This window comes from Rhizobium sp. P40RR-XXII, from assembly GCF_012641405.1.
Classification (GTDB): domain Bacteria; phylum Pseudomonadota; class Alphaproteobacteria; order Rhizobiales; family Rhizobiaceae; genus Rhizobium.
Genome location: NZ_JABAII010000001.1, coordinates 158,454 through 182,796 on the forward strand (window position 1 = coordinate 158,454; position 24,343 = coordinate 182,796).

At 61.3% G+C, this 24,343-nt stretch carries 18 protein-coding genes; 7 read left to right on the forward strand and 11 right to left on the reverse strand.

The genetic code is table 11. From position 1 onward, the window contains the following. Positions 1-7: 7 nt before the first annotated feature. On the forward strand, positions 8-1,402 hold the full coding sequence (locus HGP16_RS00785) for an NAD(P)(+) transhydrogenase (Re/Si-specific) subunit beta (RefSeq protein WP_168838580.1): 1,395 nt from the start codon (positions 8-10) through the stop codon (positions 1,400-1,402). 142 nt (positions 1,403-1,544) lie between these two features. Here the strand turns inward: HGP16_RS00785 and HGP16_RS00790 are convergent, their stop codons facing one another. The 4 genes from HGP16_RS00790 to rpsU all read right to left on the reverse strand — a co-directional run bounded on the left by HGP16_RS00790 (position 1,545) and on the right by rpsU (position 5,870). Then, positions 1,545-3,200, reverse strand: a complete 1,656-nt coding sequence (locus HGP16_RS00790; protein WP_168838132.1) for a sensor histidine kinase — start codon at positions 3,198-3,200, stop codon at positions 1,545-1,547. Positions 3,201-3,453: 253 nt separating this feature from the next. After that, positions 3,454-4,524, reverse strand: coding sequence for an FAD-binding oxidoreductase (locus tag HGP16_RS00795; RefSeq protein WP_168838133.1), 1,071 nt, complete (start codon positions 4,522-4,524; stop codon positions 3,454-3,456). A 116-nt stretch (positions 4,525-4,640) separates the two neighbouring features. After that, positions 4,641-5,516: a tetratricopeptide repeat protein gene (locus tag HGP16_RS00800; RefSeq protein ID WP_168838134.1), complete on the reverse strand. Its 876-nt coding sequence runs from the start codon at positions 5,514-5,516 to the stop codon at positions 4,641-4,643. A gap of 141 nt (positions 5,517-5,657) precedes the next feature. Continuing rightward, complete coding sequence (gene rpsU, locus HGP16_RS00805; RefSeq protein WP_004117638.1) at positions 5,658-5,870, reverse strand: 30S ribosomal protein S21; 213 nt, start codon at positions 5,868-5,870, stop codon at positions 5,658-5,660. 351 nt (positions 5,871-6,221) lie between these two features. Here rpsU and HGP16_RS00810 point away from each other — a divergent pair, with 351 nt between their 5' ends. From HGP16_RS00810 to HGP16_RS00835, 6 genes are all read left to right on the forward strand, one after another. Further along, positions 6,222-6,500 carry a hypothetical protein gene (locus HGP16_RS00810; protein ID WP_168838135.1) on the forward strand — a complete coding sequence of 93 codons (279 nt, stop codon included), beginning with the start codon at positions 6,222-6,224 and terminating at the stop codon, positions 6,498-6,500. A 162-nt stretch (positions 6,501-6,662) separates the two neighbouring features. Next, entirely contained in the window at positions 6,663-7,916 is a 1,254-nt protein-coding gene (locus tag HGP16_RS00815; protein ID WP_168838136.1) for a sarcosine oxidase subunit beta family protein, read from the forward strand. Then, complete coding sequence (locus HGP16_RS00820; RefSeq protein ID WP_246703258.1) at positions 7,916-8,335, forward strand: hypothetical protein; 420 nt, start codon at positions 7,916-7,918, stop codon at positions 8,333-8,335. The genes HGP16_RS00815 and HGP16_RS00820 overlap by 1 nt, the downstream gene beginning before the upstream one ends. Before the next feature lie 15 nt (positions 8,336-8,350). Further along, positions 8,351-8,716, forward strand: coding sequence for a sarcosine oxidase subunit delta (locus tag HGP16_RS00825; protein ID WP_168838137.1), 366 nt, complete (start codon positions 8,351-8,353; stop codon positions 8,714-8,716). Continuing rightward, entirely contained in the window at positions 8,713-11,709 is a 2,997-nt protein-coding gene (locus tag HGP16_RS00830; protein ID WP_168838138.1) for a sarcosine oxidase subunit alpha, read from the forward strand. The genes HGP16_RS00825 and HGP16_RS00830 overlap by 4 nt, the downstream gene beginning before the upstream one ends. Beyond that, the gene (locus HGP16_RS00835) at positions 11,702-12,274 is read left to right on the forward strand and encodes a sarcosine oxidase subunit gamma (protein WP_168838139.1); all 573 of its coding nucleotides are present in this window, start codon (positions 11,702-11,704) and stop codon (positions 12,272-12,274) included. The genes HGP16_RS00830 and HGP16_RS00835 overlap by 8 nt, the downstream gene beginning before the upstream one ends. Positions 12,275-12,284: 10 nt before the next feature. Here HGP16_RS00835 and HGP16_RS00840 read toward each other — a convergent pair whose 3' ends face one another. From HGP16_RS00840 to HGP16_RS00870, 7 genes are all read right to left on the reverse strand, one after another. Then, entirely contained in the window at positions 12,285-12,773 is a 489-nt protein-coding gene (locus tag HGP16_RS00840) for a MaoC family dehydratase (protein ID WP_168838140.1), read from the reverse strand. A 67-nt stretch (positions 12,774-12,840) separates the two neighbouring features. Next, positions 12,841-14,811, reverse strand: coding sequence for a glycogen debranching protein GlgX (gene glgX, locus HGP16_RS00845; RefSeq protein ID WP_168838141.1), 1,971 nt, complete (start codon positions 14,809-14,811; stop codon positions 12,841-12,843). A 212-nt stretch (positions 14,812-15,023) separates the two neighbouring features. After that, positions 15,024-16,652 carry an alpha-D-glucose phosphate-specific phosphoglucomutase gene (locus HGP16_RS00850; RefSeq protein WP_168838142.1) on the reverse strand — a complete coding sequence of 543 codons (1,629 nt, stop codon included), beginning with the start codon at positions 16,650-16,652 and terminating at the stop codon, positions 15,024-15,026. 4 nt (positions 16,653-16,656) lie between these two features. Continuing rightward, positions 16,657-18,099: a glycogen synthase GlgA gene (glgA, locus tag HGP16_RS00855; protein WP_168838143.1), complete on the reverse strand. Its 1,443-nt coding sequence runs from the start codon at positions 18,097-18,099 to the stop codon at positions 16,657-16,659. A gap of 3 nt (positions 18,100-18,102) precedes the next feature. After that, on the reverse strand, positions 18,103-19,365 hold the full coding sequence (gene glgC / locus HGP16_RS00860; protein ID WP_168838144.1) for a glucose-1-phosphate adenylyltransferase: 1,263 nt from the start codon (positions 19,363-19,365) through the stop codon (positions 18,103-18,105). Positions 19,366-19,391: 26 nt separating this feature from the next. After that, a complete protein-coding gene (gene glgB / locus HGP16_RS00865) occupies positions 19,392-21,599 on the reverse strand; it encodes a 1,4-alpha-glucan branching protein GlgB (protein ID WP_168838145.1) in 2,208 nt (735 codons plus the stop codon). Further along, complete coding sequence (locus tag HGP16_RS00870) at positions 21,596-24,058, reverse strand: glycogen/starch/alpha-glucan phosphorylase (protein ID WP_168838146.1); 2,463 nt, start codon at positions 24,056-24,058, stop codon at positions 21,596-21,598. The genes glgB and HGP16_RS00870 overlap by 4 nt, the downstream gene beginning before the upstream one ends. Between the last annotated feature and the right edge of the window lie 285 nt (positions 24,059-24,343).

Below are 24,343 nucleotides of genomic sequence, written 5' to 3' on the forward strand. Positions count from 1 at the left end.
CGGCATGCTGAGCAATATGGCGGCTTTCCTCTATCTCGTCTCCGGCGTGCTGTTCATCCTGGCATTGCGCGGCCTGTCGCATCCGGCGACCAGCCGGCGCGGCAATCTCTACGGCATGGTCGGCATGGGCATTGCCATCGTCACGACGCTTGTGCTGGCGACGCCGTCCTTCGGCGGCTTCGTGCTGATTATTCTCGGCCTTGCCATCGGCGGTGGGGCAGGCGCCTATATCGCCCGCGTCATTCCGATGACGTCGATGCCGCAGCTGGTGGCCGGTTTCCACTCGCTGGTCGGCCTGGCGGCCGTCCTCGTGGCCGCTTCAGCGCTCTATACGCCATCCTCATTCGGCATTGGCGAAATCGGCCATATCCACACGGAAGCCCGCATCGAAATGGCGATCGGCGTCGCTATCGGCGCCTTGACCTTCACCGGCTCGATCATCGCCTTCCTGAAGCTTGACGGGCGCATGTCCGGCAAGCCGATCCTGCTGCCGAACCGCCACATCATCAATACAGCCCTGCTTGTCCTGATCGTGTTCTTCATCATCAGCCTGGCGGCAAGCGAGAGCCATTTCGCCTTTTGGGCCGTCGTCCTGCTGTCGCTGGCACTCGGCGTGCTGCTGATCGTGCCGATCGGCGGCGCCGACATGCCGGTCGTCGTGTCGATGCTGAATTCCTATTCCGGCTGGGCAGCAGCCGGCATCGGCTTCACACTCGGCAATCTCGCGCTCATCGTCACCGGCGCGCTTGTCGGATCCTCGGGCGCGATCCTGTCCTACATCATGTGCAAGGGCATGAACCGCTCCTTCATCTCGGTCATTCTCGGCGGCTTCGGCGGCGAGACGGCATCGGGCGGGGCCGATAATTCCGACAAGACCGTGAAGCTCGGTTCGGCCGAGGATGCCGCCTATCTGATGGCGAACGCCTCCAAGGTCATCATCGTTCCGGGTTACGGCATGGCAGTCGCCCAGGCGCAGCACGCGCTGCGCGAAATGGCCGACAGGCTGAAGGCGCATGGCGTCGAGGTGAAATATGCCATCCATCCGGTTGCCGGCCGCATGCCCGGCCATATGAACGTGCTGCTGGCGGAGGCCACCGTCCCCTATGACGAGGTCTTCGAGCTCGAGGATATCAATTCGGAATTCGCCCAGGCCGATGTCGCCTATGTCATCGGTGCGAACGACGTCACCAATCCGGCTGCGCGCGACGACAAGACCTCACCGATCTACGGCATGCCGATCCTCGACGTCGACAAGGCCAAGACCTGCCTTTTCGTCAAGCGTTCGCTCGGCTCCGGCTATGCCGGCATCGACAACACGCTGTTCTACAAGGACGGCACGATGATGCTGCTTGGCGACGCCAAGAAAGTGACCGACGAGATCGTCAAGGCGATGAACGAGTAGGTTTTGGAAAACGGTATGTGAAAGATTCTTCGAATCACGCAGCGTTCCATCTTCTTTCACGTGCCCCAGACAGAAGGCCGTTGCGCGCTTTTCGTGAGATGTCCCAAGCGCAAGAAGCGAAACCGGAAGATCGCGATGTGCTTCAGCTCCGCTCGCGCTCCATCGTGCTGCGCAGGGCAGTCAATTTCCAGACGAGGCCGGTTAAGCGGAAATCGACCTCGACACTGCCGCCGAAGGATGCCGCGGCATGCGTTTTCGTCACGGTGGTGCCGAAGCCGGTTTCTTTTGGCGGCTTGACCGGGGGGCCATCGCTTTCCGTCCACACGAAGTGGATCATCGGCCCGCTTTCGCCGGCCTCCGTCGTCCATTCGATGGTGATCCTGCCTTCGGGAGCCGAAAGCGCGCCATATTTCACGGAATTGGTCGCGAGCTCATGTAGAACCAGGCCGAGATTCTGCACCGCTTCCGGCTTCAGCAGGAAATCGTTGCCGAGGACATCGAGCTGCTGCGGTCCCTGCAGGAAGGTCGCAAGGTGGATGTCGATCACGCGGCGCAGCGAAACGCCGGACCATTGTTCGCTGGTCAGGACTTCGATCGAACGTGCCAACCCTTCCAGCCGATCGGCGACGGCGCGCTGGAAGCTGTCGACGCTGTCCGTCTGCCGCGCAAGCTGCCGGGTCATCGCCTGGGCGAGCGCCAGCAGATTCTTGGTGCGGTGGACGAGTTCGTGCATGACGAAATGCAGCCGGTCTTCCGTCACGCTGCGGTCGAAGGATGCGTTGGAAAGCGCCACGGCCACCTGGTTCGCCTCGATAACACTGGTATCGATCGGCGAGACAATCTCGCCCCGCCCCATGCGATCGGCCATGTCGGCAATGCTTTGAATGGTGATGCGCACCTGCCGCGCCAGGGCATAGACGGCAATCAGCGCGATCAGCAGCAGCGTCACGCCGCCATAGATCAGAAAGCGCCAGGTGCTCATCAGTGATTCCTGCGCCGACGCGATCGGCCCCCAGACGACGGCCTTCCAGGACCAGCCTGAGATTTGCGCATAGCCGAGCACCGCGTTCGGCAGGATCTTTTCGTCCTGATAAACGCCGCTGGATGTGATCAGCTTCGGCAGGATGTCCTTTTTGAACGCGTCGCCTGGCGCGAGGGTCGTGGGGCCGCCGGCTGCAACGACATGGCCGGATTTGTCCAAAACGGCGGCCGACCAGCCGGGCGGTAAGGCCTCCGTGGTCACGAGCTTGGCGAGTTCGTCCGCATCCTGGGTTACCGCCAAGGCAGCACCGGCGGGGGAATGCTCGAGCGGCAGGGTGACGTTATAGACCCAGCGGCGGGCATTCGTACCGATGAAGACATCGGACGCCTCGATTCGCCCGGAGGTCAGCGCTGATTGCAGCGCGGCCATGTTGCCGGTCTTGCCGAGCGGCTTGCCGAGCGGCCAGCGGGTGTTCAACCTTAGCTGGCCATCCTTTTCCATGAGCAGGACAAAGAGGGAATCAGTGCGCAGGACCGTTTCCGTCCGTGCGAAGAAAGTGGCGATATCGTTGCGCTCGAGTTCAGGCGACGAGGAGAGCAGCCGCAACGTCGTCGCCATATCCTGCAGCTGGCGGTCGATGACGCGCGCCAAAGCCTGGGCGTCCTGAACCGTATCGCCTTTCAGCGCATCGCGTTCATTGTTTTCCAGCTGGACGAGAAGGAGAGCGACGAAGGCCAGAATAGGCAAGGCAATCGCCAAGGCTATGGCGATCAGATAGGCCCCAATCGACGCTTTCGGGAAATGCGGTTTCCTCATGGGGCGATCAACCGATCGTGCCTCCATGACGATCCAAAGCGCTGGCAAACGCGAATAGAATGGTTTTGGTCATCATGCCAAGCGCCCCGTGCCCAGTCTCGAGCTACATGCTCTCGAAGTCTCCATGTTAGGGCTGGGGAAATTGCCTTGCAACATCTGAAAAGTCATTGTTTCGAAATCATAAGCGATCTCGGGTATTTACGACTATGGTAATGCATCCCCTGAGTTGCGCCGCACCGGCTTTTTGCTAGGGTCAGGCAAAGCGTGAAAGGCGGAAGGGGACAAGCTGATCATCGTCTTTGCCATCGACGATCGCCTCGGCGGCAAGCAGGCCGACCAGCGGCGCCAGCGTGACGCCCGAATGCAACACCGCGAGATAGAGGCCCGGCGCGCCATCGACGCCGCCCAGAATGGGCAGGCCATCCTTCGGCGTTGGACGATAGCCGACGGTGTGGAAATCGAGCTCTAGCGCCTCGGCTCCTTTCAAGGTTGCCTTGACCTTGGCGAAAAGTTCGCGGGCGGCCGCTTGCGGATTATCGCCAGGATCGGTGCCGCCGAAGTCGCCGCCGGCGATGATTCGTCCTTCCGCCGTCTGGCGCAGATGCAATTCCGGCATCATCACCAGACCGTTCAGCAGCTTTTGGGCAGGGCGGGAATGAACGATGAGTCCCGGTGGCGTTTCCAGTGGCACGTGGATATCGGCCGATGCCGCAAGTGCTGCCGTGCCTGCGCCGGCGGCAAGAACGATATGATCGGCACGCATTGCCCCTTCGCTCGTTTCGACGCCGATGACCCGCCCGCCTTCCTTCAGCAGGCGTCTGGCTTCGACGCCGGACAGCAGGATCGCGCCATGGCGCGCGGCTTCTTTCAGCAGCAGTTCGGCTGCGGCAACGGGCTCGACGGCGCCTTCCTCGGCGACGTGCAGCGCATAGTCCGGCGGATTGGCGAGGTTCGGCTCGATCATCGCGCTGGTGGCTCGATTGACCGGCTGTATGCCATAGCCCCAACCGTGATGCTGGGCCGCATAAGCATCCAGTTCCGCCTCCGGGAGATCCCAGCGCAGGCCGCCGCGCCAGGATAGCGGCAGGCCGGGAAGCTCGGCCGCAAGCCTCGACCATTCGCGCATCGAGCGGTGGCGGAAATGGAAGTAGAATTCCGTATTGCCCCAGCTCGCATTGATCCAGGCGAAGGAATTCGGTGTCGCCACTCCGCCGGTCTGCTCCGCGGCCACGGTGACGGCCGCACCCTTGCGCTGGAGATGCCAGGCGATGGAAGCGCCGATGATGCCGGCGCCGATGACGATGATTTTCTGCGGGGAGGGCATGTCGCTGTCTCGTTCGGATAGGAATGCTTCGAGACTAAGCGTTCAGTGCTGCAAAGAAAAGCCGCCGGGCGAAGGAGCGCCGGCGGCCGGATGTCTTATCGCGGTGGGATGTCGTATCAGGCGCCGGCGCCGACACGCGCCAGGCCGTCCCTGGCCGGCTGGTAGTTCGAATCGAGGTTGACCGCATGCTGATAGGAGCGGCGTGCTTTCACCTTGTCGCCGCGGCGCTCATAGACGAAGGCCTGGTTCGCCCAGGATTCGGCAACCTTGTTATTGAGATCGATGGCATGGTTGAAATCGGCGAAAGCGTTGTCGTCGTCGTTCTGCGCGAGATAGGAGATACCGCGGCTGTTGTATGGCTCCGGCGAGTTCGGCGACAGCGAGATCGCCTTCGAGAAGTCGTCGATCGCCTTGTCCTGCTGATTGCGCTTCTGATAGATCACGCCGCGGCCATTATAAGCGCGTCCATCAGTCGTGCCGAGGCTGATCGCCTTGGAATAGTCATTGAAGGCCTCGTTGTCGCGGCCGGCCTGGCGGTAGAGATTGCCTCGGCCGATATAGGCGACATCGTAGTTCGAGTTGATCTGCAGCGCGGCACTATAATCTGCAATCGCTTCCGGCAGCTTGCCCATGTTGCGGTAGATGAGCGCGCGGTTGGCGTATGCCTGGTAGAACTTCGGATTGAGCTGGATCGCCTGGTTGAAATCGGCAAGCGCGCGGCTGAAATCGCCGCCGCGGCCATAGGCCGTGCCGCGAACATTGTAGCCTTCCGGATCCTGCGGATTGGAATTGATGACCGAAGTCAGCGAAGCGATATTTTCCGAGGAGCCTTGCGCCTTGTCGATCTGGATCACGTTATCGGTGGAGGCGGTCTGGCAGCCGGAAAGGCTGATCGCGGCGAGCATCGCCAAAGCAGGCAGCACCGCAACGCGCTTCGAAACGGGTAAGGAAAGGTTCGAAGTGCGGAACTTTACGAAAGTCGTCATTGCCATTATCGGGTTCGCTTTCCCCATGCGTCATATCAGGCTATTCTGATTTAATCCGATTTGCTCGGAGAAGAAATCAAAAAAAAGGCGGCGGCGAACGACTCGCCCCCGCCACACATGCATCTGAAAACGTCGAAAAAACGGCGATTACTTGGCAACAAGGCCTTCGCGCTGAGCGCGCTTGCGAGCAAGCTTGCGAACGCGACGAACAGCTTCGGCCTTTTCGCGAGCACGCTTCTGCGACGGCTTTTCATAATAGTCGCGCATCTTCATTTCGCGGAAAATACCTTCGCGCTGCATCTTCTTCTTGAGAGCGCGGAGAGCCTGGTCAACATTGTTATCGCGGACAAGTACCTGCACGAGAATCACGTTCCTTTGGTTTGGTTGATGCCAGCGGCGACGGCAGCGCCAGGAGGCAAAAATATAACGTTCGCGAAGCCGCAGCCTTGCGATTGGTTAGGCGAGATAACAGATCGGTTTGTCAAAGTCTAGCCAGATCGTGAGTTTGCAGAGGAAAAAGCGGTTTGTCGAGTACCGAATTCAGCCGGCAATGCCTGCGGCGCTTCATCGAAGCTGTTTGAATACGGGGCTGGCGGCCCCGGTGCATTTGCGACATTGACATGTTCTATGAGTATTTCGGATCACACTCATTCGTACGCCGCGGCAATTGCACCATTCGCGCAATTGTCCGAGGCAAAAAGGAATCGTCTTATGAAGTCACTCGACTTGGTTGCCGTTGGAAGGTTGCTCGCAGCGCCCATGCTTGCCCTCGTTGTTCTCGCCGCAGCGCTTGCGCCTGCCGCGGCAGGCGAAGTGCGGCTCGGAAAGAACGTCCGCATCGGCGGTCACGACTTTTCCAATCAGACCTTCGACAGCAAGCATCGCGCGAAGATCTATCTTTACAATGGGAAGCCGCGCAAAGAGGGATGTGTCTGGCGTAAGGACGGTCACGGCGGGCGAATGAAAGTCTGCCATCTGCAGCGCAAATAGAGCTGCTAAAAGGTCATAAGCAGCTCATCCGGGAGCGCGGCAATTTTAACCGTGTCGAAAGACGGTCCTGAATGCGTCGCAAAAGAGCCGTTGTGTCGGTTTTTGATTTGCGATTTGTATGACCCATAAAAAGGGCGTCTTGCCTGAAGGAGTTGAGGGCGAATGCGTAAATACTCGGTTTTTGCCGTGGCAAGGGAAGCGATGCGGGCTCACAAGGGCTGGGAGGCTCAATGGACCTCGCCGGAGCCGCGCAAGGAGTATGACGTCATCATCGTCGGCGCCGGCGGTCATGGCCTGGGCGCCGCCTACTATCTCGCCAAGGAGCACGGCATCACCAATGTCGCGGTGATCGAGAAGGGCTGGCTCGGCGGCGGCAATACCGGCCGCAACACGACCATCATCCGCTCGAACTATCTCTATGAAGAGAGCATGCACATCTACGAGCATTCGATGAAGCTCTGGGAGGGGCTGTCACAGGATCTCAATTACAATGTCATGTATTCGCCGCGCGGCGTGATGATGCTGTCGCACAATGTGCACGACCAGCAGTCCTTCAAGCGGCATATTCATGCCAATCGCCTCTATGGCATCGATAATGAATGGCTGACGCCGGAGCAGGCCAAGGCTTACTGTCCGCCGCTCGATATTTCGAAGATGGCGCGTTATCCGATCAATGGCGCCGCCCTGCAGCGTCGCGGCGGCACGGCGCGCCACGATGCGGTTGCCTGGGGCTTTGCCCGCGCTGCTTCCGATCGCGGCGTGCATATCATCCAGAATTGCGAAGTGACCGGCATTCGCCGTGGGCCGGATGGCCGCGTGACCGGCGTCGACACCTCCAAGGGCTTCATCGGCGCCAAGAAGGTCGGCGTTTCCGCGGCCGGTCACACCACTGTCGTCATGCAGATGGCGGGCGTGCGCGTGCCGCTGCAATCGAGCCCGCTGCAGGCGCTCGTCTCCGAGCCGCTGAAGCCGATCTTCCCCTGCGTCGTCATGTCGAACACGGTGCACGCCTATATCTCGCAGTCCGACAAGGGCGAGCTCGTGATCGGCGCGGGCACGGACCAGTATAATTCCTACAGCCAGACCGGCGGGTTGCAGATCATCACCCATACGCTGGATGCGATCTGCGAGCTCTTCCCGATGTTCCGTCGCGTGAAGATGATGCGCTCCTGGGGCGGTATCGTCGACAATACGCCGGATCGTTCGGCGATCCAGTCGAAGACGCCAGTGCCAGGGCTCTACGTCAACTGCGGCTGGGGTACGGGCGGTTTCAAGGCGACGCCGGGTTCGGCCAATCTCTTTGCCCATCTCATCGCCCGCGATGAGCCGCACAAGTTCAATGCCGGTCTGACGCTGGATCGCTTCCGCACCGGCCGCCTGATCGACGAGGCGGCAGCGGCCGCCGTGGCGCACTGATGCCGGCGGCGGTCGGGATCGTTCTTGCGGCGGGGCTTTCCTTGCTGGCCGGAACGATCGCGGCCGAAGCCAGCGATCTTATTCCGGGGGCCGAGGATTTTCGCATGCAGGTGATCCACAAGGCGAAGGATGAGGCCGAATGGCCCTTCGTGGCCGAAAGCGGGGTGCTTGCCTGCGCCAAGGTGCTGAACAAGCCCGCCGTTTATTTCGTGCCGGAGCAGAAACCCGAGGCGACGCGCGCTTTCGTGCTCGATACGGATCTGCTGGGCATGAGCCTGGTCAATATGGGGATGACGGACGTGCTGAAACCCTATGGATCGCTAGAGGCGCTTTTGAAGCGCATAACACCTTTCGTCACCATGGGACGGCGGCTTTGCGCCCAGCCTCCCGGCACAAGCCTTACGGGCTCCGAGCTTTAACACAGGTAGAAACCGATGCTGCTGATTTACTGCCCCTATTGCGAGGAAGAGCGTTCGGAACTCGAATTCCGCAACGCCGGCGACGCCCATATCGTACGGCCGGCCAATATCGCCGGAATTTCGAACGAGGAGTTCGAGGAATATTTCTTCCTGCGCGACAATCCGAAGGGCCTGATATTCGAGCGCTGGCGGCATATCCATGGCTGCGGCCGCTTCTTCAACGCGGCGCGCGACACGGTGAGCGATCATTTCTACCGTACCTACAAGGCCGGCGAGCCAAAGCCGGATCCCGCGACGCTCCTGCCAGGCGCGTCCGAGCCGGCTGCGCAGCATAAAAACGAACAAGAACAGACGGCACAAACAGAGGGATTTGTTGAATGAGCGGCGCCAATCGTATCGCGGGCAAGGGACGTCTGACGCCGGCCAGAACCGCTCGCTTCACTTTTGACGGCAAGAGCTACACTGCGCTCGAAGGCGATACCGTCGCCTCGGCGCTGCTTGCCAACGGCGTCCATCTCGTCGGCCGGTCCTTCAAGTATCACCGCCCGCGCGGCATTCTTTCCGCCGGAGCCGAGGAGCCGAACGCGCTGCTCGATATTTCCCGCGATGCGGCGCGGCGGCAGCCGAACGTGCGCGCCAGCGTGCAGGAAGTCTTCGACGGCATGAAGGCGCAGTCGCAGAACCGCTGGCCGTCGCTCGCCTTCGATGTCGGCGGCGTCAACAATTTGATGTCGCCGTTCTTTGCCGCCGGCTTCTACTACAAGACCTTCATGTGGCCGAAGTCGGCCTGGAAGCATCTCTACGAGCCCTTCATCCGCCGCGCCGCCGGCCTCGGCGTTGCGCCGACGGAAGAAGATCCGGATCATTATGCCAGCCGCTATGCGCATTGCGACGTGCTTGTCGTCGGTGCCGGCGCTGCCGGTCTTTCCGCGGCGCTGGCCGCCGCCGAAACCGGCGCTAAAGTTATCCTCTGCGACGAGCAGCCGGAAGCCGGCGGTGCGCTGCGCTTCGACACCGGCATCAAGATCGACGGCGTCGAGGGCTATGACTGGGCGCAGGCTATCGTCGCCAAGCTCCAGGTGATGCCGAACGTCCAGGTGCTGACCCGCACGACGGCCTTCGGCTACTACAATCACAATTTCTTCGGGCTTGCCGAACGGGTGACCGATCATCTGGCGCGACCGGGCCGCGACCTGCCGCGCGAGCGCCTGTGGCAGGTCCGCGCCAAGCGGGCCATCCTGGCGACTGGCGCCATCGAACGTCACATGGTGTTTCCGAACAACGACCGTCCGGGCATTATGCTCGCCTCGGCGGCGCGCGCCTATCTCAACCACTATGGCGTCGCCGTTGGTGCGAAAATCGGCGTCTACACTGCGCACGATTCGGCCTATGAAGCCGCCTTCGACCTCAAGCGCGCCGGCGTTTCCGTTGCCGCCATCGTCGACAGCCGCGCGCGGCCGGGCGAGGCGGTTCTGGCTGAGGCGAAGCGGCTGGGCATAGAAGTGATGACGGATTACGCCGTCGTCGACACCGCCGGCAAGCTTCGCGTCTCCTCCATGACCGTCGCGCGCAACGGCAGCTCCGCCAAGCGCAAGATCGCGATCGACGCCCTGCTGGTTTCCGCCGGCTGGACGCCCTCCGTTCATCTCTTCTCGCAGTCGCGCGGCAAGCTGAAATTCGATACCGAGAAGCAGCGCTTCCTGCCGGGCACCTATGTTCAGGATTGTCTCTCGGTTGGCGCCTGCAACGGTACGGATGGTCTGCAGGCCGCGATCGAGGAATCGTTGGCCGCCGGCGAGCTGATGGCGCGCGCTACCGGCGCCACCAATGGCGGCGAAAAGATCCAGCTTCATGCCGAGCAGGCCTTCGAATGGACCGGCGGCATGATCGGTGCCGCCGAAGGTGCCGGGCCGGACACGAATGCCAAGGCTTTCGTCGATTTCCAGCATGATGTCTGCGCCAAGGATATCCGCCTTGCCGTGCGCGAGGGCATGCACTCCATCGAGCACATCAAGCGCTTCACCACCAACGGGATGGCGTCCGACCAGGGCAAGCTTTCCAACATGCACGGGCTGGCGATCGCCGCCGAAATGCTCGGCAAGGATATTCCGCAGGTCGGTCTTACCACCTTCCGCGCGCCCTATACGCCTGTCACCTACGGCACGCTGATCAGCCATTCGCGTGGACCTCTTTTTGATCCCGCCCGCAAGACGCCGATGCATGCCTGGGAAGAGGCACATGGCGCCATCTTCGAAGATGTCGGCAACTGGAAGCGTGCCTGGTTCTATCCGCGCGCCGGCGAGACCATGCACCAGGCCGTCAATCGCGAATGCCGTACGGCGCGTGACGTGGCCGGCGTGTTCGATGCCTCGACGCTCGGCAAGATCGAAGTGGTCGGGCCGGATGCGGCGGAATTCCTGAATCTCCTCTACACCAATGCCTGGGATACGCTGAAGCCCGGCCGCTGCCGCTACGGCATCATGACGCGCGAAGACGGCTTCGTCTATGACGACGGTGTCGTCGGGCGCTTGGCCGAAGATCGTTTCCATGTGACGACGACAACAGGCGGTGCGCCGCGCGTGCTGCATCACATGGAAGACTATCTGCAGACAGAGTTCCCGCATCTGAAGGTGTGGCTGACGTCGACGACGGAGCAATGGGCCGTCATTGCCGTGCAGGGTCCGAAGGCGCGCGAGATCATCGAGCCGCTCGTCGAGGGGCAGGATCTGTCCAACGAGGCCTTCCCACATATGAGTGTGGCCGAGTGCAAAGTCTGCGGCGTGCCGGCGCGGCTGTTCCGCGTCTCCTTCACCGGTGAGGCCGGCTACGAAATCAACGTGCCAGCCGATTATGGTCAGTCCGTTCTGGAAGCCGTCTGGGCGCGCGCCGAGCCGCTGGGTGCCTGCGCTTACGGCACCGAGACCATGCACGTGCTGCGCGCCGAGAAGGGCTACATCATCGTCGGGCAGGATACCGACGGGACTGTTACGCCAGACGATGCCGGGCTCTCCTGGGCGGTTTCCAAGAAGAAGACCGATTTCGTCGGTATTCGCGGCCTGAAGCGGCCGGATATCATGAAGGAAGGGCGCAAGCAGCTTGTCGGTCTTACCACCCGCGATCCGAAAGTGGTGCTGGAGGAAGGCGCGCAGATCGTCGCCGACCCCAACGAACAGAAGCCGATGACCATGCTCGGCCATGTCACCTCTTCCTACTGGTCCGAAAATCTCGGCCGCTCCATCGCCTTCGCGCTGGTTGCCGGCGGACGCGAACGCATGGGCAAGACGCTCTACGTGCCGATGCCGGACAAGACGATTGCCGTCGAGGTGGCGGATCTGGTGTTCTTTGACAAGGAAGGAGGCCGGATCAATGGTTGATCTCGCAACCCGTAAACTGCCGCTCGCCGGTCGCCATGGTGGCTCTTCTATCGTTCGACTGACGCCCGCCGCTCCCGCAAGCCGTATTTCGCTGCGCGCGCCGGCCGACTCGATCGGCGGTCTTTCGCAGGCGCTCGGCCTGCAGCTGCCGACCCGGCCGAAGACCTCGACCAGCGCCAATGGGCGTCATGCCCTGTGGCTTGGCCCGGACGAATGGCTCGTCATCGATGAGAACGGCGCAGAACTCGTCGGTCTGGCCGCATCGTCCGGAGCGTTGCATTCGGCGACCGATGTCTCGCATCGCAATACCGCTGTGATTGTGTCAGGTTCCGGGGCGGAAGCAACGCTTGCCGCCGGCTGCTCGCAGGACCTTTCGCTGAACGCATTCCCTGCCGGCGCCTGCTCGCGCACGCTTTATGGCAAGGCTGAGGTGGTGGTCTTGCGCCTCGATGAAGAGACATTCCGCGTTGAAGTCTGGCGCTCCTTCTCCGACTATGTCTTTGGTCTTTTGGCCGAGGGCGCGGAGGATGCGGAAAATACCTTCTCCCCGGCGGGAAGAAGGTAGAAAAGAGACTTTAACCCTCTTCCGGCCGATCCTTCGGATCGAACTGCGATATGGTCGTCCATGTCGCGGTGAGCGCCGGTTTGCGCTCATTTTCGATCTCGACCGTCACGTCATAAGTCAGCATCAGCATGCTGGCGCCGCGCAGGCGGGTTTCGGCGAGCACGAAACGGCCACGCACCCGCGCGCCGCACTTGACTGGTGACATAAAGCGGATCTTTTCGAAGCCGTAGTTGATGCCCATCGTCTGCTCGCGGATCTTTGGCAGACCGCTGTAGTTCATCGCCGAGAGCAGCGAGAGCGTCAGGAAGCCGTGGGCGATAGTGCCGCCATAGGGCGTTTCCGCCTTGGCGCGCTCTGAATCGACATGGATGAATTGGTGATCGAGCGTCGCATCGGCAAAGGTGTCGATCATCGTCTGCTCGACGATGATCCAGTCAGAAACGCCGATCTCCGTTCCCGCCAGTTTCATGATCTCGACAAGCGAAATTTCGCCGGGCATTCCATCCTCGTCAGTCTGTGTCGTCAGAATCCTTTCTGGCGAATCGAGACCGAAAGTGCAACCGCGATCATTTTTCGACAAGGAAGGCGACGGAACGGGCGGGAATAGTGAGCTGCTCACCGGCTGCCGTTTCGCCTGCCGTCGTCAGCAGCGACCAACCACCATTTTCCGAGGCAGGCAATGTGGCATGGAGCTCCTCGGTTGCGCGGTTGAACAACATGGCAAGCCGCGCCGACCGGCCGGTGGCGCGATCCTGCGTGCGGAGCGCCATGCCGAGCACGCTTGCGCTTGGCGCTTCCCAATCCGGCGCCGCCATCGGTGTTCCCGCGCCTGAGAACCAGAGCACGTCGCCATCGCCATGGAAGAAGTCCATATCGCCGAAGGCAGCGAAGCGGCGGCGTAGGCCGGCGAGCCATGCCGTATGGCCGATCAACTCCTCGTCCAGTGTCTTCCAGTCCATCCAGGTGATGGCATTATCCTGGCAATAGGCGTTGTTATTGCCCTGCTGGCTGCGTCCGGCTTCGTCGCCCGATGTCAGCATGATCGTGCCGCGCGTGGCAAAGAGCGTCGACAGCATGGCTTCGATATCGGCGCGGCGCTTGCGCTGGATCGATTGGTCGTCCGTCTTGCCTTCGATGCCATTGTTCCACGAGAAGTTCTCGTTGTGGCCGTCGCGATTGTTCTCGCCATTGGCCTCATTGTGCTTGTTCTCGTAGGAAACGAGATCCATCAGTGTGAAGCCGTCATGGGCGGCGAGGAAATTGACGCTGCGCGTCTGCGTGCGTCCGTCACGGCCGAAGATAGAGGAGGAGCCGGCAAGCACGGTCGCGAGATCGCCGATGCCCGCATCGCCTCGCCAGAAGCGGCGTAAATCATCGCGGGCGCGGTCGTTCCATTCAAGAAAAGGCGCGGGAAAATTCCCCAGCTGGTAGCCGCCGGCGCCGATGTCCCAGGGCTCGGCGATCATGATCCGATCCTGCAGCACCTCATCCGCCAGCATGGTGCGCAGCGTCATGCTGTCCGGATCGAAGCCCTTGCCGTTGCGGCCGAGCACGGTGGCGAGATCGAAACGGAAACCGTCGATGCCGGCATTCCGGACGAAATGGCGCAGGCTGTCGATGATGAGCCTGCGTGTTGCCGGCTGGTCGCAGGCAATGGTGTTGCCCGTGCCGGTATCGTTGACCAGCGTGCCGGGTTGGTCGGGCAGATGGCGGAAATAGCTTGAATTGTCGAGGCCTCGCAATGACAAGGTAGGTCCCTGTCGGTCGCTTTCGCCCGTATGGTTGAAGACGAGATCGAGGATGACGGCGATCCCTTCGGCGTGAAGGGTGGCGACCGTCTCGCGCAACTCCCTCATGCCGCCGGGCACGAGGCGCGGATCGAGCGCCATGAAGGCGACCGGGTTGTAGCCCCAACCATTGGTAAGGCCGAGCGGCGGCAGATGCCGTTCGTCGATCCATGCGGTGATCGGCATCAGCTCGACGGCGTCGATCTGCAGGCGCTTGAGATGCGCGATGACGGAGGGGTGGGCGAGGGCGCCAAGCGTGCCGCGTATCTCAGCCGGCACATCCGGATGCAACATCGTGAAGGGCTTTACGGCGATCTCGTAGATCAGGCCGCCGGGCTGAAACAAGGGCTTGGCCGGCTTGACGGCGACATCGCGCGAGACGATCGCCTTCGGCATGAGATCCTGCGTATCGGCACCGAAGACCCCGAGGCGCGGATCATAGCGAAACGGCCGGTCGATCTCCTTGGCGTAGGGATCGACCAAGAGCTTGGACGGGTCGAACCAGAGGCCGCGATCGGGATCATAGGAGCCATGGGCGCGCAGGCCGTAGCGCGCGCCTTCCCTTGCATCCTTGACGAAAAGACGATGTTCGTCGCCGTCGCGGGTGAGCGGCAGGCGCGCAATTTCCTTGTGGCCCTCGGCATCGAACAGGCAGAGCTCGATGCGCTCGGCATGTTTGGATGCGACGATAAATTCGCCGCCAGAATCGGTAAGGGTTGCTCCAAGGCAGCGGGTTGTCGGTTCTGACATGTCTTGCGGGCTTTCCGGATCGCTGGAGATTGTTCCCTCTCCCCGCTTGCGAGGAGCGGGTTAGGGTGAGGGGCGGAGCGTTCGGCAAATTGTGCAGTCGCGGCGAATTTTGAGAATGCCCCTCATCCGGCCAGTCGCCGCCCCACATTGTTGGGCGGCTCCTGGCCACCTTCTCCACGCATCCGCGGGGAGAAGGGGCTTAGGTCGTAAATTCAGGTAATGACGGTCGGCGCGTCACGGCCGGTGCGACCCTTGATATCGGCGATATCCTGGGCGGCGACGATGAGGTCGGCCAGCGCTTGCTGGGTTTCAATATTGTGGCGGGTCGGATCTGGCTCGTAGCGCTCGATGTAAACGCGCAGCGTCGCGCCCGTCGTGCCGGTGCCGGAGAGACGGAAGACCACGCGGGAGCCGCCTTCAAAGAGGATGCGGATGCCCTGATGCTGGCTGACCGACTTGTCGACCGGATCGTGATAGGCGAAGTCGTCGGCGGCGGAAACGGTGAGATCGCCGAACTTCGTGCCCGGCAGGGTCGGCAGCTCTTCGCGCAGCGCCGAGATCAGGCCATTGGCTGCATCGGTGTCGACGCCCTCATAATCGTGGCGGGAATAATAGTTGCGGCCATAGGTGGCCCAGTGCTGCGTCACGATATCGATGACGCTCTCGCCGCGAACGGCCAGAATGTTCAGCCAGAGCAGCACAGCCCAGAGGCCGTCCTTCTCGCGAACGTGGTTGGAGCCGGTGCCCGAGCTTTCTTCGCCGCAGATGGTCGCCATGCCGGCATCGAGCAGATTGCCGAAGAATTTCCAGCCGGTCGGCGTTTCGTAGATGCCGACGCCACGCTTTTCGGCAACGCGGTCGGCGGCGCCGCTTGTTGGCATGGAGCGGGCTATGCCGGCGATGCCGTGCGAATAGCCGGGAGCGAGATTGGCGTTGGCCGCCAGAATCGCCAGGCTGTCGGACGGGGTGACGTAGATGCCCTTGCCGATGATGAGATTGCGATCGCCGTCGCCATCCGATGCCGCGCCGAAATCGGGGGCATCGTCGCTCATCATGTCGTCGTAAAGCTCCTTGCAGTAGACAAGGTTCGGATCCGGATGATGACCGCCGAAATCCGGCAGAGGCAGGAAGTTGCGAACCGAACCGTCCGGCGCGCCGAGGCGGATCTCGAAGATTTCCTTGGCGTAGGGGCCGGTGACGGCGCTCATCGCGTCGAAGCTCAGGCGGAAGCCGAGGCTGATCAGATTGCGGATCGCGCCGAAATCGAACAGCTCCTCCATCAGGGTCGCATAGTCTTCGACGGGATCGATGACGGAAACGATCATGCCGCCCACATCTTCGCGGGCGATGCGATCGAGGTTGATGTCCGGGAAGTCTGATATCTTGTAGCTGTCGATGACCTTCGAGCGCTCATAGATCGCGTCGGTGATCTTCTCCGGCGCGGGGCCGCCATTGCTGATATTATACTTGATGCCGAAGTCTTCGGTTGGGCCGCCAGGATTGTGGCTCGCGGACAGGATGATGCCGCCGAAGGCCTTGTATTTGCGGATGATGTTGGAGGCGGCGGGCGTGGAGAGGATGCCGCCCTTGCCGACCATCACCTTGCCGAAGCCATTCGCGGCGGCCATCTTGATGGCCTTCTGGATGACTTCGCGATTGTAGTAGCGGCCGTCGCCGCCGATGACCAGGCACTTGCCCTGATAGCCTTCGAGCGAATCAAAAATCGACTGGATGAAGTTTTCCGCATAGTTCGGCTGCTGGAATACGGGAACCTTCTTTCGCAAGCCCGAGGTGCCGGGCTTCTGATCCGCGTAGGGGGTGGTGGGTACGGTTTTAATCATCGGGTTAAGCGCCTCTCGAGACTAGACTGGAGTAGAGAGCGGCGTAGCGTTCTGCGCTCCTGCCCCAGGATACGTCGGATTTCATGCCCTGCTTTTGCATCTGCGTCCAGACCTTTCGATCCTGGAAGAGATGCATGGCACGGCGTATGGCCTGCAGCAGCCCTTCGGGGGTGACGGGCGAAAATTGGATGCCGGTCGCGGCTTTTGCCTGCAGCGCGGCGTGGTTGGCGTCGATAATCGTGTCGTTGAGCCCCCCTGTCCGCGCAACGATCGGCAGGCAACCATAGCGTAAGCCATAAAGCTGCGTGAGGCCACAGGGTTCGAAGCGCGAGGGAATGATAATCGCGTCACACCCGGCCTGCATCAGATGCGACATGGGCTCGTTATAGCCCGCGGAAACGCCGACACGGCCGCGATGACGGCCGGCTGCGGCAAACAGCGCGCCCTCCAGCGCCGCATCGCCCGCGCCCAGAATGGCGAGCTTGCCGCCCATGTGGACAATCTCGCTGGCAACACTTGCCAGAAGATCCATGCCCTTCTGCCATGTGAGCCGGCTGACGACGCAGAAGATCGGACCATCATCGTCGTCGAGGCCGAAATGTTCGATGACCCGGTGGCGGTTGACGGCGCGATCCTTCAGCGTCGCCGCGCTATAGGTCTGTGCGATCATCGGATCGGTCGCCGGGTTCCAGATATCGTCGTCGATGCCGTTGACGATGCCGTAGAGGTTATAGGCCCTGCTGGCGATGACGCCTTCGAGACCCATGCCGAATTCCGGCGTCAGGATTTCTTCGGCATAGGAAGGGCTGACCGTGGTCAGTGCATGGGCGGTCTGCAGCCCGCCCTTGAGAAACCCGACATCGCCGTAATATTCCACGCCCTCCATCGAAAAGGCATGCGCCGGCAGGCGCAAGCCCGGGAAGATATCGGAGCCGAACTGGCCCTGGAAAGCGATGTTGTGGATGGTGAGGACACTCGGCAGCTCCGGCGTAGGATTGTAGCGCATGTAGACCGGCACCATGGCCGATTGCCAGTCATGCGCATGCACGAGATCCGGCCGCCAGCCCGGCAGGAGGCCTGCGGCAATTTCCGCGCCGGCCAGCGACAGCGCGGCGAAACGCCGCCAGTTATCGGGATAATCCTTGCCCGTCGCATCGACATAGGGGCCGCCGGTGCGGCTGTAATAGGCCGGCGCGTCGAGCACGAGGAAGGAAATGCCCGCATGCTCGACCTCGAGAACGGTGGCCGGCTCGCCGAGCAGATCGGGGAATTCGAGACGGACGACCGGATCGCGGACGGCCTTCATGACCGCCGGATAGCCCGGAATGAGTGTCTTGGTCTCGACGCCGTAGGGCTTCAGTGCGGAGGGCAGGGCGCCGGCCACATCGGCCAGGCCCCCTGTCTTGATCAAGGGGAAGACTTCGGACGAAACCGAGAGAACCTTCATAGGTTACAAATCCAGCTTGTCGATCATCGATTGCGTGATCAGGCAGATGCCGCTTTCCGTGCGGCGCCAGCGCTTGGCATCCAGTTCCGGATCCTCACCGACGATCAACCCTTCCGGAATGGTGACGCCATGGTCGATGACGACATTCTTGAGCTGTGCGCGGCGACCGACCTTGACGCTCGGCAACACGACGGCTCCCTCCAGCTTGGAATAGGAGTTGGCGCGCACGCCCGTGAACAGGAGGCTGTTGGAAAGACTTGCGCCTGAGATGATGCAATCGCCGGCAACCACGGAGGAGACGGCCGAGCCGCGGCGATCCTCGTCGTCATGGACGAACTTGGCGGGGGGGCTGATTTCCGCGTAGGTCCAGATCGGCCAGGATTTGTCGTAGATATCGAGTTCCGGCACGACGGCGGTCAGGTCGATATTGGCCTGCCAGTAGGCATCGATCGTGCCGACGTCGCGCCAGTATGCCTCGCGCTCGAAATCGGAGCGAACGCAGGATTGCGCGAAGCGGTGCGCGACGGCTTTGCCGTTCTTGACGATGTAGGGAATGATGTCCTTGCCGAAGTCGCGGCTGGAGTTCGGATCGGCTGCGTCGCGCCGCAGGCATTCGATCAGGAATTTCGTGTGGAACACGTAGATGCCCATCGAGGCGAGGGCGAAATCAGGATTGCCGGGAATGCCAGGCGGATCGGCCGGCTTCTCGACGAAATCGATGATCTGGTCCTTTTCATCGACATGCATGACGCCGAAGCCGACAGCCTCCATGCGCGGCACTTCGAGGCAGCCGATGGTGACTTCGGCGCCGGAATCGACGTGCTGCTGCAGCATCCATTCATAGTCCATCTTATAGATATGGTCGCCGGCGAGGATGACCATGTATTCCGGACCATAGGGCTCGATGATGTCGATGTTCTGGTAGACGGCGTCGGCTGTGCCTTCGTACCATTGCGTCTCCGAGACGCGCTGCGAGGCCGGCAGGATGTCGAAACTTTCGTTTCGCTCGGGCCGGAAGAAGTTCCAGCCGCGCTGCATGTGGCGGATCAGCGAGTGTGCCTTGTATTGCGTGGCGACGCCGATGCGGCGGATACCGGAATTGAGGGCATTGGACAGCGCGAAATCGATAATTCGCGTCTTGCCGCCGAAGTAGACGGCCGGCTTGGCACGGCGGTCGGTCAGCTCTTTCAGGCGGCTCCCGCGCCCGCCGGCAAGAACGTAGGCCATGGCATCGCGCGCCAGCGGCTGGAAACGTTTTTCTACCATTTTATTCCTCCCTGTCCGTAGTGATCTCAAAATTCCGGTTCGAGCATGATGGTCGCCAGCGGCGGCAGCGTTATGATCGCTTGTACGCCCCCTCCTGCGCTGACGGCCTGCACGCGCCCACCATTTCCCTTGCCGCTGCCGCCGTAGATGTCGGCATCGGTATTCAATATCTCGCGCCACCGCCCCTCAGCTGGCAAGCGCAAGGTGTAGTTCTCACGATAGACTGGCGTAAAATTGGTGATGACGGCAACCGGCTTTTCGCCCGGCGCCTTGCGGAGCCATGCGAAGACCGAGTTTTCGAAATCATCGACGACAAGCCATTCGAAGCCATCGCCCTCGCAGTCGCGGGCATGGAGTGCCGGCTTGCTGCGATAGGTGAAGTTGAGATCGCGCACGAGACGCCGCATGCCTTCGTGCATGCGGTATTGCAGCAGGTTCCAGTCGAGCGCGCGCTCTTCGCTCCACTCGCTCCATTGGGCGAATTCCTGACCCATGAACAGCAGCTTCTTGCCGGGATAGCCCCACATGAAGGCGTAATAGGCGCGCAGGTTGGCGAATTTCTGCCAGTCGTCACCCGCCATCTTGGCGATCAGCGATCCCTTTCCGTGAACGACCTCGTCATGCGAGAGCGGCAGGACGAAGTTTTCCGAGAAGGCGTAGATCAGCCCGAAGGTCAGTTCGTTGTGGTGATACCTGCGATGCACGGCCTCGCGGGAGAGATAGCTCAGCGTATCGTGCATGAAGCCCATGTTCCACTTGAAGCCGAAGCCGAGGCCGCCTTCGTGCACCGGCTGCGATACTTTCGGCCAGGATGTCGATTCCTCGGCGATCGTCATCACGCCGGGATGAGCCCCATAGATCCGCGTGTTCATCGACTGCAGGAAGCGGACCGCCTCGAGGTTCTCGTTGCCGCCATATTCGTTTGGAATCCATTCGCCATGCTTGCGGGAATAGTCGAGGTAAAGCATGGAGGCGACGGCGTCGACGCGCAAACCGTCCAGATGGAATTTTTCGGCCCAGTAGAGCGCATTGTTCAAAAGGTAGGCGAGCACCTCGGTACGGCCGAAATTGTAGATCGCTGTGTTCCAGTCAGGGTGAAAGCCCTTGCGCGGGTCTTCATGCTCATAGAGCGCCGTGCCGTCGAACCAGCGCAGGCCGTGTTCGTCGGTCGGGAAATGCGCAGGCACCCAATCCAGGATGACGCCGATGCCGACCTTGTGGCAGCCATTGACGAAGCGGGCAAAGCCTTCCGGCTCGCCGAAGCGGGCGGTCGGGGCATAGAGGCCCGTGGTCTGATAGCCCCAGGACGGGTCATAGGGATGCTCGGTGATCGGCAAGAATTCGATGTGGGTGAAGCCCATGTCGACGCAATAGGGGATGAGCCGCGAGGCAAGCTCGTCCCATGACAGCATCGAGCCATCGTCGCGGCGTTGCCAGGAGCCTGCATGCACCTCGTAGATGCTGATGGGCTGGCGGCGCTGGTCGACGCTTGCCCAATGCTCGCGGTGAGCCGAATCCTCCCAGACCTGGCTCAGCTCAATGGCCGTGATCGAGGCGGTCTTGGGGCGCAGTTCGCTGCGGCGGGCGAAGGGATCGGCCTTCAGCGGCAGCACCACGCCGTCATGGCCGCGGATCTCGAACTTGTAGGCAACGCCGGCCGGCACGTCCGGAGCAAAGATCTCCCAGATGCCTGAGTCGGAGCGAAAGCGCATGACATGGCGGCGGCCATCCCAATTGTTGAAATCGCCGACGACTGAAACGCGCTGCGCATTCGGCGCCCAGACGGCGAAATGGAAGCCTTGGACGCCTTCGTGCTTCATCGGGTGGGCACCCATCCTGTCGAACAGGCGCAGATGCGTGCCCTGACGGGCGAAATAGTCATCCATCGGCCCGAGGATCGGGCCGAAGCTATAGGGATCGGTCACTGCCCATTCCGCGTCGCCGCGCCTAGCGCGATAACGGACCGGCTGCTGCTTGCCGAGTTTCACATCACCCGAAAAGAAACCCGCCGGATCGAGGCAGTCCAATTCGCCGGCGACTGTGCCGTCCAGCGTCAAGGCGGTGACAGCTTCCGCGCCGGAGATGAAACAACGCGCCACATAGCCGTCATCCGTCTTGTGGACGCCGAGGACGGCAAACGGATCGGAATGGGTGCCTTTGAGAATTGCAGCGATCTCGTCGGCCGAAATATCCCTCGACCCGGTGCCATCACCGTTCTTTTTAGGCTTCTTCATCCGGCTCTCCAGATTTCCTTGGCGTATTGGCGGATCGTGCGGTCGGAAGAGAACCAGCCCATGCGAGCAGTGTTGTTGATCGTCTTGGCGTACCATTCCGACGGATTGGCCCAGAGAATATCGACTTCGCGCTGCGCCGAGGCATAGGCATCGAAATCGGCGGCGACCATGAACCAGTCGTGGCTGTAGATGCCTTCGATCAGGCTGGCATAGCGGTTGCGGTCATCGGGAGAGAAGACGCCGGAGGCGATGGCCGACAGCGCCTGCGCGAGCTCGCGTGAACGCTCGATAATGGCGCGGGGATCGTGACCGTCGCTGCGCAGGTTGGCGACCTCGTCGGCCCGCAGCCCGAAGATGACGATATTGTCCTCGCCGACATTGTCGCGCATTTCAACATTGGCGCCATCGAGCGTGCCGATGGTCAGCGCGCCGTTGAGACCGAATTTCATGTTGCCGGTGCCGGAGGCTTCCATGCCGGCGGTCGAGATCTGCTCGGAGAGGTCGGCTGCGGGAACCATGACTTCCGCGAGTGACACATTGTAGTTCGGCACGAAGACGATCTTCAGCAGGCCTCGCACCGACGGGTCATTGTTGACGACGCGGGCGACGTCGTTGATCAGCTTGATGATGAGCTTGGCGTTGTGATAGCTCGGCGCCGCCTTGCCGGCGAAGAGCTTGACGCGCGGCTGCCAGTCGAGCTCGGGATGCGAGCGGATCTGATCGTAAAGCGCCACGGCTTCGATGACATTGAGAAGCTGGCGCTTGTATTCGTGAATGCGTTTGATCTGGATGTCGAACATCGCAGCCGGATCGAGCTTGATGCCCATGCGGCTGGCGACGAGATTGGACAGCTGCACCTTGTTGGCACGCTTGACGGCGGCGAACTTCTCCTGGAAGGCGCTGTCGCGAGCGAATTGATCCAGCGGCTTCAGCTGCTCGGCATCGTCGAGGAAGGCGTCGCCGATGGCTTCGCGCACGAGGCCGGTAAGGCCCGGATTGCACTGCATCAGCCAGCGCCGCGGCGTAATGCCGTTCGTCTTATTGTTGATGCGGTCGGGATAAAGCTTGTGCAGGTCGGCAAAGACCGTGACCTTCATCAGGTCGGTGTGGAGCGCGGAAACGCCGTTGATCGAATGCGAGCCGACAAAGGCGAGGTTGCCCATGCGCACACGGCGATCGCCGTTCTCGTCGATGAGCGAGATCGAGCGAATTTCCGTATCGCTGAAGTTACGCAGCTTGCGCGCCTCGACAAGAATCTTGGCATTGATGGCGTAGATGATCTGCATATGGCGCGGCAAAAGCCGCTCAAACAGCGGAACCGGCCAGCTTTCCAACGCCTCCGGCAGCAGGGTATGGTTGGTATAGCCGAAGGTGTTTCTGGTGATATCCCAGGCCTTGTCGAATTCGAAGCCGTGGACATCGACGAGCAGGCGCATCATCTCCGTGACGGAAACGGCCGGATGCGTATCGTTCAGCTGGATCGCAACCTTGTCGGCGAGATTGGTCAGATCGTCATATTGCTGCAGATGGCGGCGCAGAATGTCCTGCAGCGATGCGGAGGAGAAGAAGAACTCCTGGCGCAGGCGCAGCTCCTGGCCGGCGGGCGTTGCATCGGCCGGATAGAGAACGCGCGTCAGGCTCTCGGCCTTGTTGCTCTCGCGCAGCGCGCCGATATGGTCGCCGGCGTTGAAGGCATCGAGCAGGATCGGATCGATCGGTTGCGCCGACCAGAGGCGCAGCGTGTTGACGCGCTTGCCGCGCCAGCCGACGACGGGCGTATCGAAAGCCGTGGCAATAACGCGCTCGGCCGGCTTCCAGACGTAGCGCGGCTGATCGTCATGGCCGTTGACGGTCTCGACGGCGCCGCCGAAGCCTATTTCATAGGAGCTTTCCTGACGTTCGAATTCCCAAGGGTTGCCGTGCGCCAGCCAGGTTTCGGGCAGTTCCACCTGCCAGCCATCAGCCATCTGCTGGCGGAACAGGCCGTGCACGTAGCGAATGCCATAGCCATAGGCCGGCACATCGACCGTCGCCATGGATTCCATGAAACAGGCGGCGAGACGGCCGAGGCCGCCATTGCCGAGAGCTGCGTCGGGCTCGATGCCGGCGATGACGCGGATGTCGACGCCGAGCGAGGAAAGCGCGTTGGTGATTTCTTCCATCAAGCCGAGGTTGGAGATGGCATCACGCATCAGGCGGCCGATCAGGAATTCGAGCGATAGATAATAGACGCGCTTGGCGCCCGTCTCGTAAACGTTGCGGGTCGATTCAATCCACTTGTCGATGACGCGGTCACGAATGACCAAGATCGTTGCCGTCAGCCAGTCATGCGGCTTGGCGACCTTGGCGTCCTTGCCGATGCGATAGGTCAGGCGCTCGATGATTTCTTCGGCAAGGATTTCGGGGCGGGAACTGCGTGGGGCGGGAACGGGGAGATCGGCCGTCGTCAAGTTATTCATATTATCAACTCTCGCCATTTGTGATTTATATTCAGGGTGTTACGCCTGTGTAAATCAAATTGCCTTTCCGTTTCACTATCAGTTTACGCACTGATGTAAAGCAGTTGCAACATGCGAGTTGGGCGGATGCCAAAATAGCCGCGAAAGATTTCACCTTTGCGGGAAAAGACTTGATTCCGATGATGTTTCGGGCTCTTATTCGCGCATCGATCAAACGAAAAGCCGCGCGATACTCGCATCGCGCGGCTTTTTCTTTGTCATCCATCTCCGGTTGCTCGGCGCGGA